The sequence below is a fragment of the Actinoplanes sp. NBC_00393 genome, assembly GCF_036053395.1.
Taxonomy (GTDB): Bacteria; Actinomycetota; Actinomycetes; order Mycobacteriales; family Micromonosporaceae; genus Actinoplanes.
Genome location: NZ_CP107942.1, coordinates 7599665 through 7612060, shown reverse-complemented (window position 1 = coordinate 7612060; position 12396 = coordinate 7599665). Strand labels below are relative to the sequence as shown.

Genomic DNA, 12396 nt, shown 5'->3' with positions numbered 1-12396 from the left:
GTGCGCCTCTGAGTGGGGGATGCGAGACCGACACTCGAATCTACGCTATAGCGTGGACCGCCTCACCTCGCATCGGCGGGGCAGAGACGAGGGAGTAGCAGCTTCATGAGTTCCGACGTGGCGCCAGGGCAGCGCAGGATCGTCATGCTGGTGGACAACAGCGTGAACGGCGACTCGCGGGTACAGAAGGAAGCGCGCTCCGCGGCCGAGGCGGGCTGGGACGTGACCCTGCTCGGCAAGTCGCCGGACAACAAGGAGCACACCTGGACGCTGGGCCCGGCCAAGGTCCGGCTGCTGCGTACGCCCTTCCTGCTGGGCAAGCGCCCGCACGAGTTCCGCCGCCGCTGGCTGATGGCCCCGCTCGCGTACCCGCAGACCGGTGTCGCCGAGAACCGCGTGCAGCAGGTCAAGGCGTGGAAGGCCGACCTGAGCATGAGCCGGCTGGCGGAGCCCGACGGCACACGCCGGCCCTCGGTCGAGGCGCAGTGGCACGCCGCCCGGGCGCTCGGCCGCTGGGTGGCGATCCGCCAGCGGCAGACCAGGAAGGCCGCACGGGCGCGGAAGAAGCTGGACACGCCGAGCGACAAGTTCTACGCGTGGTTCTGGAGCACGGTGCAGGGCGAAGGCGCCTGGCGCAAGCTCGAGCCGCAGCTCTGGGACTGGGAGCTGGCGTACGGGCCGGTGATCGACGAGCTGGCGCCCGACCTGATCCACGCGAACGACTTCCGGATGCTCGGCGTGGGCGCCCGGGCCAAGATGCGGGCCAAGGCCGACGGCCGTGACATCAAGCTGGTCTGGGACGCGCACGAGTTCCTGCCGGGCGTCCGGCCGTGGACCGACAACCTGCGGTGGCGGGCCGCGCACATCCTCCACGAGAAGGAGTACGTGCCGTACGCGGACGCCGCCATCACCGTCTCCGACGACCTGGCCGGCATGCTACAGGAGACGCACGGTCTCAAGGAGCGGCCGCGGGTCGTGCTGAACACCCCGGCCGTCGAGCACGCTCCGCACGAGCTGATCGAGGGTGTCGACGTCGACGCGCCGGCCGCCGACCTGCGCGCGATGTGCGAGGTGGGACCGGACGTGCCGCTGCTGGTCTACAGCGGAGCCGCCGCGCCGCAGCGTGGCCTGGCCATCATGATCGAGGCGCTACCGCAGCAGCCCGGCGTGCACGTCGCCCTGGTCACCAACAACCAGACCGGCGGGTTCATGACCGGGTTGCGCAAGCGAGCCGGTGAGCTCGGCGTGCTGGACCGGGTGCACTTCCTGCCGTACGTGCCGCACTGGCAGGTGGTGCCGATGCTGTCCGGGGCGGACGTGGGCGTCATCCCGATCCACCACTGGCCGAACCACGAGATCGCCCTGATCACCAAGTTCTTCGAGTACTCGCATGCCCGGCTGCCGCTGGTGGTCAGCGACGTCCGGACGATGTCCGCCACCGTGCGGGCAACCGGGCAGGGCGAGGTGTTCAAGGCCGAGGATCTCGACGACTACCTGCGGGCGGTGCAGGCGGTCCTGGACGATCCGGATCGCTATCGAGCGGCGTACGACAAGCCGGGCCTGCTCGACGGATGGACCTGGGAGGCCCAGGCGAATGTGCTGAACTCGGTGTACCGGGAGCTGCTCGACCAGGCCTGAGCCCGCGGGTCAGCCACGGTTGCGCCAGGCCCGGACCAGTCCGGTCGGCACCGACACCAGTGCGCGTGCCGGCCGGCGGGCGCCCTCGACGATCGTGTATCCCACCTGGAACGTGGTGGACGACCGCAGCTGGGTCAGCCGCTCCTGGGCGGTGGCGAGCTTGGCCCGGGTGGTGGCGAGCTTCTCCTGCACGGCGGTGTGCCGCTCCTCCAGACCGGCGACCTTGGCGTCGGCGGTCCGGACGGCCGCCTCCAGCTCCCGGATCCGCTTCTGCTGGGTGTCGACGCGATCGCGCAGGTCGGCCAGCTGACGGCGCAGCGGGCGGGCGACCAGGTCGCCGAAGAGGTGTTCACCGGTCAGCCGCAGCAGCGTACGCAGCTCCGGCTCCGCCCCGCCCAGGGTGATCGGGCTGTCGTCCAGGTACGACCGCAACGGCGCCAACCGCTCCACCCGGGCCGCGACGACGGCGCAGTGGACGCCGTGCCGGTTCGCCCGGTCCACCGGCACCGCCTGCAGCACCTGGCATCCCGCCTCGACGAGCGGGTCCAGCAGGACGTGGTAGGGAAGCTCGTCCACCGGCCAGCCGAGCAGCAGCACCACCCGGCCGCCGGGCGCGAGCCTCCGCAGCGTCGCGGCCAGCTGATCCGCAGCGAGATCCGGCCCGGCGAAGGCCACGACGAGGGTGTCCGTGTCGAAGGCGTCGGTGCCGTCCGGGTCGTACGGCAACCGCCGGATCCCGTCCTGCCCGTTCAGCAGGCCGGCCAGCAGCTCCTCCGCCCGGCTGTCGTCGCCGGCCCAGACGAGCGTGGTCGCCTCGCCGGCCAGGGCCGGCAGTTCCTTGATGAGCATGTGTTCTCGCCGATCGTTCAGCTGGTACGGGTGAAGGCGTAGAAGCCGATGACGCTGCGCCGGAAGTCGTACGGGTGATACCCGTCGAGCCGCATCCCCAGCGCGGAGAGCAGCGGCAGGTACGTGTTCCGGCCGCGGAGCACCTGGTAGTTGCCCATCGGCTCGTCGTGGTCGGCGTCCCAGTCGGCGACGACCAGCCGGCCGCCGAGGCGGACCAGGGACGCGAGATTGCGTACCGATCGCTCCCACTCGCCGTCGTCGAGGATGTGGAACAGCACGTCGACGCAGAGCACCACGTCGTACAGCCAGGGGCTGCGCCATCCGGAGAGCGACGACTGGTGGTACCGCGGCCCGCCACCGTTCTGCCGGGCGTTCTCCAGCGCGGCCTCGCTGCCGTCGATCCCGTCGACCCGGTGGCCGAACCGGGCGAGCTCCCGGCTGAACCAGCCCTTGCCGCAGCCGGCGTCCAGCAGATAGAGCGGTGCGGTGGGAGAGGACTGCAGGCCGACCAGGTCCATCAGCAGGCTCAGCCGCCGCATGTAGAACATCCGGTTGGTCGCCTCGTCGAAAGATATGTGGCCACCGGAACGCAGATCACTCTCCTGCTGGTGTCTCTGGTTCCAGTACGCCGACGCCTCCGCGTCGCTGAGGAGCGCCATGTGGGGCGTACCGCCTTCGTTGCGCGAGTGAACAGGGCGACACTATGTATACGCCGGAAACGGGACGAAAGTCCGCCGTCGCGGCCCTGAACACGAGTTGACTTCCGGGGAAGCTGCTGGGAAACGGCACGGGAGGAGTTCCTCGCCCGGTTAACGATGGTGAAACCATGGCATACACTCCACTGCGCCTCGCCCCTCGAGCGGGGGTCTGGAGGAAAAAGCAGGTGCCAGCGGTGAGCGTGCCCGACGTCAGCGTCGTGGTCGCCGTCTACAACACGATGCCGTACCTGACCGAGTGCCTCACCTCTCTCGTGCAGCAGACCATCGGCCTCGACCGCCTGGAGGTCATCGCGGTCGACGACGGCTCCACCGACGGCGGCGGCGAGGAGCTCGACCGCTGGGCGGAGCGCTACCCGGGCACGATCAAGGTGCTGCACCAGGCCAACTCGGGCGGTCCGGCCAAGCCGAGCAACCGGGCGCTGGACATCGCCACCGGGCGCTACGTGTTCTTCATCGGCGCCGACGACCACCTGGGTCCCGAGGCGATGCAGCGGCTCGTCGCCACCGCCGACAAGCTGGACGCCGACATCGTGCTGGGCCGGATGGTCGGCGCCGGCGGCCGCTACGTGAACCAGGCCGTCTACAAGCCCGGCAACAAGAACTCGATCACCCTGGCCGACTCGGCGCTGCCCTGGGCGCTGTCCAACACCAAGCTGTTCCGCCGCTCGATGATCGAGGAGAACGGCATCCGCTACCCGGAGCAGCTGCGCTCCTACAGCGACCAGCCGTTCACCCTGCGGGCCGTGGTGGCCGCCCGGCGGATCGCGGTCCGCGCCGACTACGACTTCTACTACGCGGTCCGGCGCCAGGACGACAGCAACATCACGTACGGCACTCCGGTGACCCGGTTCCTGCAGGACGCCGAGGTCGTGATGGACACCGTGGCCGACGTGGTGACCGATCCGGAGAGCCGCCACCGGGTGCTGCGCCGCAACTTCACCTGGGAGGTCTACAAGCTGGTCAGCGCCCGCTTCGTGGCCGCCGGCCCGGAGGAGCGGCGGCAGGTGCACGAGGGCGTGCGCAAGCTCGCCGAGGCATACCTGACCGAGGAGATGCGGGCCAGTCTGGACGTGCACCGGCGGGTGCCGATCTCGATCGCGCAGCACGGGTCGCTGGAGGACCTGGAGGCGGTCGCGGAGCACTACGCGGAACACGGCCTCGGCCCGCTGGTGATCGAGGGCGACCGCTACTACGTCGCCTTCCCCGGCTTCCGCGACCCGGCGAAGGACTTCCCCGACGCGTGGTTCGAGGCGACCGCTGGCGAGTCCTCGGCCGCGGTGCAGCGTGAGCCCGCCACGGTGACTCTCGGTGAGGGAGTCCTCCGGTTGGAGTGGCACAGCCACCTGCCGGCGCTCGGCCCGGGCGCGTCGGTCTCGATCGGCAGCCAGAAGGCGCGGAGCCTGACGGCCGAGCCGGTCGACGGCGGCCTGCGGATTCGTGCCGAGTTCGCGCTCACCGATCTGGCCGCGTCCTGGAAGGGCCGGCCGGTCAAATTCCGGCATTCCGCTGCAGAGCCTGCGATAACTCGTGACCTCACCGTCATTCCCCCGGCGGTGGTTACCGTCCGCTACCGCAACGGTCTACGCTTCTACACCGTCGCGCTCCGGACGAACAGCAAAGCACGGCTGACGGTCGTGGTGAGCACGTTCGGTCCGCGACGTCTCGCCGGCCGTCTGGTACGGAAGCTGCGGCCCGTCCTCGGGCCACGCCAAGGAGGAAAGACCCCCGCATGAAGATCTGTGTCGTGGCGCTCGGGAAGATCGGGCTCCCGCTCGCTGTCCAGTTCGCCAGTAAGGGCCACACCGTGCTCGGCGCCGACGTCTCCGAGTCGACGGTGCGTACCGTCAACGAAGGTCTGGTGCCGTTCCCGGGCGAGGCCGACCTGGACGTCAAGCTGAAGCAGGCGGTCGGCGCCGGGCTGCTCACCGCGACCACCGACACCGCGGCCGCGGTCGCCGAGTCGGACGCGGTCGTCGTGGTCGTGCCGCTCTTCGTCGACGCCGACGGCAAGCCGGACTTCGGCTGGATGGAGTCGGCGACCCGGGACATCGCCCGTGGGCTGCGCCCGGGCACGCTGGTCAGCTACGAGACCACCCTGCCGGTGGGCACCACGCGGGACCGCTGGGCGCCGCTGCTGCAGGAGGGTTCCGGCCTGGTGGCCGGTCAGGACTTCGACCTGGTGTTCAGCCCGGAGCGGGTGCTCACCGGCCGGGTCTTCGCCGACCTGCGCAAGTACCCGAAGCTCGTCGGCGGCGTCAACGCGACGTCGGCCCAGCGGGGCGTCGAGTTCTACGAGGCGGTGCTCGACTTCGACGAGCGGCCCGACCTGGACCGGCCGAACGGCGTGTGGGACCTGGGCAGCGCCGAGGCGGCCGAGCTGGCGAAGCTCGCCGAGACCACCTACCGCGACGTCAACATCGGCCTGGCCAACCAGTTCGCCCGGTACGCGGACACGCTCGACATCGACGTGAACCTGGTGATCGACGCCTGCAACACCCAGCCGTACAGCCACATCCACCGGCCGGGCATCGCGGTCGGCGGGCACTGCATCCCGGTCTACCCGCGGCTCTACCTGTGGAACGACCCGGCCGCCACGGTGGTCCGGGCGGCCCGGGAGGCCAACGCGGGCATGCCGTCGTACGCGGTGGACCTGCTCGCCGCGGCCGTCGGCGACCTGTCCGGCCTGAGCGTGCTGGTGCTCGGCGCGTCGTACCGGGGTGGGGTCAAGGAGACGGCGTTCTCCGGCGTCTTCCCCGCGGTCGAGGAGCTGACGAAGCGCGGCGCGACGCCGTACGTGTCGGATCCGATGTACAGCAACGCCGAACTGACCGCCCTCGGCCTGCCGGCGTGGAACGGTGAGGAGGTCCGTGCGGCGATCGTGCAGGCCGACCACGCCGAGTACCGGACGCTGACCGACAAGGACCTGCCGGGCGTCGAGGTCGTCGTGGACGGCCGCCGGGTCACCGACCCGGAGCGTCTCGGCGGCATCCGCCGGGTCGTCATCGGCGGCTGACGAGAGACCGAAGAGTGCGGCCCCTCAGGATCTCCTGAGGGGCCGCGCTGTTTCTCAGGGACGGCGTTCCGGGTCCCGGCTGACGATCTCGCCCTTCTCGTCCACCCAGCCCTTGGGCCGGGCCGGGTTGCCGGCGACCAACTGGTACGGCTGCACGTCCTTGGTCACCACCGAGCCGGCCGCGATCATCGCGAATTCGCCGATCTCGGTGCCGCAGACCAGGGTGGCGTTGGCCCCGATCGACGCGCCCCGCCGGATCAGGGTCGGCGTGATCGTCCAGTCCGGATTCTGGGCGCGCGGCCGCAGGTCGTTGGTGAAGACCACGCACGGTCCGACGAAGACCTCGTCTTCGATCGTGACGCCCTGGTAGACCGACACGTTGTTTTGGATCTTGACGCGGCTGCCGACCACGGCGTTGGCGTCGAGGTAGACGTTGCGGCCGATCACGCAGTCGTCGCCGACCACCGCGCTGGACCGTACGTGTGCGAGGTGCCAGACCTTCGTCCCGGCGCCGATCCGAGCGCCGTCCTCCACGTCGGCCGTGGGGTGCACGAACGGTGGCCGTTCGTCGGCTGCGGAGTTCTGAGTTTCGGAGTTCATGCAGGTAGTGTCGCTGGTCCCCGACTTGAAGTCGCAATCGGATGGCCATCTCGCGGTGACGGGTCACGATGTGCCCGGTGTTACCCTTGGCGCTCTTCTCGACGTTGTCACACGGACGGTGTGCGCCCACAAATGCCGAACTTCCTGAGCGTGGTCATCCCTGCGTGGAACGTGCAGGGATATCTCCCAGAATGTCTTGATTCTGTGCTGCGGCAGCAGCGGTCCACCGACGTCGAGGTCGTGGCGGTCGACGATGCGTCGCCGGACCACTCCGGTGAGGTGATCGACGAGCGAGCCGCAGCCGACCCGCGGGTGGTCGCCCTGCACCTGGCGGCCAACGGCGGCGCCGGCGCGGCACGCAACGCCGGCCTGGACCGCGCCACCGGCGACTACGTGTGGTTCGTCGACGGCGACGACCGGATCGTCCCGGACGCGCTCCCGGTGATCGAGTCCCGGATCGCCGAGGAGAAGCCGGACGTCCTGGTGGTCGGCGTGGCCCGGGAGCGGTGGAACCGCAAGGTGTCGCGCTGGCTCACGCCGACCGCGATCCGGACCGGGGCCGAGGCGCTGACCGTCGCGCCGCCGCCGCTGGGCGCGCTGGTGATCCGCCGCCAGTTCCTGATCGACGCCGGGATCCGCTTCGAGCCGGGCCTGTACGAGGACGTCGCCTTCGCCTACGCCGTGCTCGCCGCCACCGGCGACGTGGCGACCGTTGAGCCGGCCTGCTACATCCACCGGCTGGACCGCCAGGGCTCGCTGCGGGCCTCCCGATCGCCGCGGCACGCCGACGCCGTGACGCAGTACGGCCGAGCGCTGAGCCTGCCCGCGCTGGCCGGGGCCGACCCGAAGCTACGCCGCCGGGCTCTCGATCACGCGGCCGGCGAGCTGTTGAAGATCCTCGACAACGGTTCCCTGCTACCGGCCAAGGCGCGGCGGACGATGTTCCAGAACACGTCCCGGCTGCTCGCCGAGCATGGGGCCGGTGAGCTGAACGGCGTACGTCTCAAGCATTCCTACCCGCTCTACCGTGCCCTGACTGCCGGCCGCAGGCTGGCCGGCCGGGTGCTGGGCAAGCCCCGGCGGGCGGTCCGCAAGGCACGGGTGACGCTGCGCAAGGGCCTGCTGCGCGCCTACTACCACTGGGAGCTGCGGCGCCCGATCGACGAGAACCTCGCGGTGTACGGGGCGTACTGGTACCGGGGTTACTCCTGCAACCCGGCCGCGATCTACGAGAAGGCCCGGGAGCTCGCCCCGCACGTGCGCGGTGTCTGGGTGATCAAGCCGGGCGCCAAGGCTGTCCCCGAGGGGGTGCCGACCGTCGTGCCCGGCAGCCGGGCCTACTTCCGGACCCTCGCCCGCGCCAAGTACATGGTCAACAACGCCACCTTCCCGCCGTACGTGGTGAAGCGCCCCGGCCAGATCCAGGTGCAGACGCACCACGGCACCCCGCTCAAGACCATGGGTCTCGACCAGCCCCGCTTCCCCGCCTCGCTGAAGAACTTCAACGTGGAGCGGATGCGCCGCAACCTCGCCAAGTGGGACTTCAGCATCACCGCCAACCGGCACACCACCCTGCTCTGGGACCGGCAGTTCCCGATCAAGGGGGAGACGCTGGAGGTCGGCTACCCGCGCAACGACCGGCTCGCCCTGGCCGGCCCGGCGGAGGTGACCGCGGCCCGCGCCGAACTCGGCATCGAGCCCGGCGAGCAGGTCGTGCTCTACGCGCCGACGCACCGGGAGTGGCACGCCACCTTCACCCCGATGCTCGATGTGGACGCGCTGGCCGAGGCGCTCGGCCCGAACACCCGGATCCTGCTGCGCGGCCACTACTTCTACGACTCGATCGGCTTCCCGCCGCGGCATCCGCGGGTGCTCGACGTGTCCACCCACCCGTCGGTCGAGACGCTGGCGATCGCGTCCGACGCGCTGATCACCGACTTCTCCTCGATCATGTTCGACTACGCGGTGCTGGACCGGCCGCTGGTGATCTTCGCGCCGGACTGGGAGACGTACCAGGCGGTCCGCGGTGTCTCGTTCGACCTGGCGGCCGAGCACCCGGGCACGTTCGTGCGCACCTTCGACGACCTGGTCGCGGCGTTCCGCGGCGGCACGATCGACGACGATGCCGCCCGGCAGGCGCGGGCGCGGTTCCGGCAGCGGTTCTGCTCGCTGGAAGACGGGCACGCCTCCGAGCGGGTGGTCCGGCGGGTGTTCCTGAACGAGCGGGACGCCGATGGCTGAGCTGGTGCCCGGGCTGATCAGCGTGATCGTCCCGGTCTACAACGTCGCGCCGTTCCTGCGCGACTGCCTGGACTCGCTGCGGGCGCAGACCTACCGCGACCTGCAGGTGATCATGGTGGACGACGGGTCGACGGACTCCTCGGCCGCCATCGCCGAGGAGTACGTGGCGGCCGATTCCCGCTTTCGGCTCATCCGGCAGGCCAACGGCGGCCTCAGCGCGGCCCGCAACGCCGGGCTGCCGGCCGCGACCGGGGAGTTCCTGGCCTTCGTGGACAGTGACGACGTGCTGGTCGCCCACGCGTACGAGCTGCTGGCCGGCGCCCTGGCCGACGGTGCCGACTTCGCCACCGGTGGAGTGCTCCGCCTGAACTCCCGGGGCACCCGCAAAGGCTCCCCGCACCGGCACGCCATCGTCGCGACCGACCTGGCGGCGCACGTCTCCACGGTGGACAGCCTGCTCGCCGACCGGACCATCTGGAACAAGCTGTTCCGCCGCTCGTTCTTCGACCGGCACGGCTTCGCGTTCCCGGTCGGCCGGCTCTTCGAGGACGCGCCGGTCACCGTCCCCGCGCACGCGCTGGCGAACAAGGTCGCGGTGGTCGCGGAGACGATCTACTTCTGGCGGCTCCGCGAGGGCGCCGAGCAGTCGATCACGCAGACCGGCAAGGAGCTGCGCAACATCGAGGACCGGTTCCACTCGATCGACCTGGCCGCCCGGGCGCTCGCCGCGGCCGGCCGGGACGAGCTGCGCCGGCAGTTCCTCGAGCTGTCGATCCGCGACCAGCTGAGCAACTACTTCAAGTTCCTGCCGTCGGCCGCGCCGGAGGTCCGGGCGCGGTTCATGGAGCTGGCCCAGGCTTATCTGAAGCAGGTGGACCCGGCGGTGGTGGACCGGCTGCCCGCCGCGATCCGCCGGCACTGGAAGCTGATCCGCGACGGCCGTACCGACGAGCTGATCGAGCTGATCGACCACGGGTACCGCTCGGCGGGCAAACCGCAGCTGCCCCGGCTGGAGTCGACCGTGCGATCCGTGCGCTGGCAGGACGGCAAGCTGGAGCTGACCGGCGCGGCCCGGTCCCCGGCCGAACCGGGCAGCCGGGTGGGCCGCCTGAAGGTGTTCTGGGCCTCCGGACCGGCCGGATCCCGCCGGATCCCGCTGTGGGCCCGCCGGCACGCGGACGGCTTCGCGCTGACCGTCCGGCCGGAATCGCTGCGTACCGCCAAGGGCTGGACCCGGGGCAACTGGACCATCGTGACCGCTATGACGCAGGGCCTGAACGTCCGGCGGACCCCGCTGCGGGTGCCGGCCGACTGGGCCGGTCCGATGCCGCGTCTCGCCGTCGCCCCGGGCGTCTGGGTCCAGCCGACGGCCACCAGCTCGGGGGTCGTACGGATCTCGGTGGTCAAGGCGGACGGCTGGCTGACCGGCAGCCGCCGCGACGGCGACGACCTGGTCCTGGAGGGCCGGCTGCGGCGCCCGGAGCAGTCGGCGCGGGTCCAGTTGTGCCGCGCGCCCGGCGTCGTCGCCCTCAGCGTGGCGGCCGAGCTGAGCGGGGACGGTCACGAGTTCACCGCGCGCTTCCCGCTGAGCCGGATCGCGCTGGACGTCCGCGATGACAACCACGCGTCCGGCCTCTACGCCCAGCGCTTCCGGGTGGAGCTGGTGACCGGCAAACCGGCCCGGCTGCCGGCCGCCGACGACTACGTCCCGATGCGCACCGCGTACGGCACCGACGAGGTCTACACCGCGCTCTCCGGCAGCGGTCTGCTCACCGTCGGCACCCGCCCGCAGGGCCCGGTGATCACCGAAGCCCGGTGGCGGCCGGACGGCGTCCTGGTGGTCGGCGGGACCAGCCCGGTGCCGGCCGAGGGCGAGCTGCTGCTGCGCCTGCGCGGCCGGCGCAAGGACCTCGGCCTGCCGCTGCGCGTCGCGGACGGCCGCTGGGAGGTGGCGATCGACCCGGCCGCGGTGCCGACGCTGGCCGGCCCGTTGCCGCTGGCCGGCGGCAGCTGGGACCTGAACTTCCGGTCCGCTGGGCGGCATCGCGACGCGATCGCGCCGCTGGACCTCGACGGGTCGGCGCTGGCCGGCCTGCCGCTCACCGGGCCGGGGATCGACGGCGTCCGGGGCCTGCTGCGGCGCGGCCAGAACGAGCACGCGGTGCTCGACCTGAGCGTTCCGGAGACCGGCCCGCAGGAGCACACCCGGCTGCTGGCCCGGCACTTCCCGCCGAGCGGCCGGGCCGCGCTGCGCGAGGTCGTGCTGCTGGACGCCGCGCCGGGCCGCCGCTTCCTCGACGACCCGGCGGCCGTGCTGGCCGAGCTGAACTCCCGGCCGGACGCGCCCCCGGTGCTCTGGACCCTGGACCGCGGTCAGCCGCTGCCGGCCGGCGCCGAACCGGTCGCCCTGAACTCCGAGGCCTGGTACGCCGCGCTGGCCACCAGCCGCTGGGTGGTGACCAACGACAACCTGCCGCTCTGGTTCCGGCCCGCCCCCGGCCAGGTGGTGCTGCGGCTCGGCGGTGGCTGGCCGGTCGCCCGGTCCGGCGCCCTGGCCACCGGCCACCCGCTCGGCCAGAGCCTGATCGAGCAGCTGCGCTCGGACGCCGCGAGCTGGACGGCGGTGGCCTCGCCGAGCCCGACCGCCACCCCGGTGCTGCGCCGCGAGCTCTGCTTCGACGGACCGGTCCTGGAGTACGGCCGGCCGGCCAACGACTCGCTCGCCACCGTCGACCCGGCCGCCGCCCGGGTACGCGTGCTGGACCAGCTCGGCCTGCCGGACGACACCCGCCTGGTGCTGTACGCGCCCACCCGCCGCCCGGCCGACCTGCGCCGCCGCGGGTCCAGCGACCCGGGCCGGTTCCTGGACCTGCTCGCCGTCTCCGCCGCGCTGCCGCCCGGGCACCGGCTGCTGGTACGCCGCCACCCCGCGGTGCCCGACGACGTGGCCGGCCTGGTCTCCGGCGTGCTGGACGTGACCGCCTACCCGCGGGTGAGCGAACTGCTGCTCGCCACCGACATGTTGATCACGGACTACTCGGCGCTGCTCGCCGACTACGCGGGCACCGGCCGTCCGGCTCTGCTCTTCGTGCCGGACCTGGCGGACTTCACCGCGTCGCCCGGTCTGAACGTCGATCTCGAGCAGGAGGCGCCCGGGCCGTTGTTACGGACTTCTGGCGAGGTGGTAACGGCGTTGCAGGACATTCCGGGAATCGTCGCCGGGCACGCTGCGCGAGCGTCGGCCTTCGCCGCCACGCACGGCTCGGGTAGCGAAGGGGGAGCAGCTGCGAAGCTGGTCGACTGGCTGCTGGCGGCCGGGCGTTGAGCCACTATCGT

Annotated in this window: 8 protein-coding genes; 5 read left to right on the top strand and 3 right to left on the bottom strand. The window is 71.6% G+C overall.

Features of this window, described 5'->3' with window-relative positions:
* Window positions 1-105 precede the first annotated feature (105 nt).
* Window positions 106-1638, top strand: coding sequence for a glycosyltransferase family 4 protein (locus OHA21_RS35140; RefSeq protein WP_442874944.1), 1533 nt, complete (start codon window positions 106-108; stop codon window positions 1636-1638).
* Between the two features lie 9 nt (window positions 1639-1647).
* Here the strand turns inward: OHA21_RS35140 and OHA21_RS35135 are convergent, their stop codons facing one another.
* The gene (locus OHA21_RS35135; RefSeq protein ID WP_328462413.1) at window positions 1648-2487 is read right to left on the bottom strand and encodes a hypothetical protein; all 840 of its coding nucleotides are present in this window, start codon (window positions 2485-2487) and stop codon (window positions 1648-1650) included.
* 17 nt (window positions 2488-2504) lie between these two features.
* Window positions 2505-3026, bottom strand: coding sequence for a class I SAM-dependent methyltransferase (locus tag OHA21_RS35130; protein ID WP_328462411.1), 522 nt, complete (start codon window positions 3024-3026; stop codon window positions 2505-2507).
* A gap of 353 nt (window positions 3027-3379) precedes the next feature.
* On the opposite strand from OHA21_RS35130, the gene OHA21_RS35125 reads away from it, so the two are divergent.
* The gene (locus OHA21_RS35125; protein WP_328462409.1) at window positions 3380-4939 is read left to right on the top strand and encodes a glycosyltransferase; all 1560 of its coding nucleotides are present in this window, start codon (window positions 3380-3382) and stop codon (window positions 4937-4939) included.
* Entirely contained in the window at window positions 4936-6219 is a 1284-nt protein-coding gene (locus tag OHA21_RS35120; RefSeq protein ID WP_328462407.1) for a nucleotide sugar dehydrogenase, read from the top strand. Before OHA21_RS35125 ends, OHA21_RS35120 begins: the two co-directional genes overlap by 4 nt.
* A 54-nt stretch (window positions 6220-6273) precedes the next feature.
* Here OHA21_RS35120 and OHA21_RS35115 read toward each other — a convergent pair whose 3' ends face one another.
* A complete protein-coding gene (locus OHA21_RS35115; RefSeq protein WP_328462405.1) occupies window positions 6274-6819 on the bottom strand; it encodes an acyltransferase in 546 nt (181 codons plus the stop codon).
* A gap of 132 nt (window positions 6820-6951) precedes the next feature.
* Here OHA21_RS35115 and OHA21_RS35110 point away from each other — a divergent pair, with 132 nt between their 5' ends.
* Together OHA21_RS35110 and OHA21_RS35105 are read left to right on the top strand one after the other, a co-directional pair.
* The gene (locus tag OHA21_RS35110) at window positions 6952-9060 is read left to right on the top strand and encodes a bifunctional glycosyltransferase/CDP-glycerol:glycerophosphate glycerophosphotransferase (RefSeq protein WP_328462403.1); all 2109 of its coding nucleotides are present in this window, start codon (window positions 6952-6954) and stop codon (window positions 9058-9060) included.
* Window positions 9053-12385 carry a bifunctional glycosyltransferase/CDP-glycerol:glycerophosphate glycerophosphotransferase gene (locus tag OHA21_RS35105; RefSeq protein ID WP_328462401.1) on the top strand — a complete coding sequence of 1111 codons (3333 nt, stop codon included), beginning with the start codon at window positions 9053-9055 and terminating at the stop codon, window positions 12383-12385. The genes OHA21_RS35110 and OHA21_RS35105 overlap by 8 nt, the downstream gene beginning before the upstream one ends.
* Window positions 12386-12396: the final 11 nt, after the last annotated feature.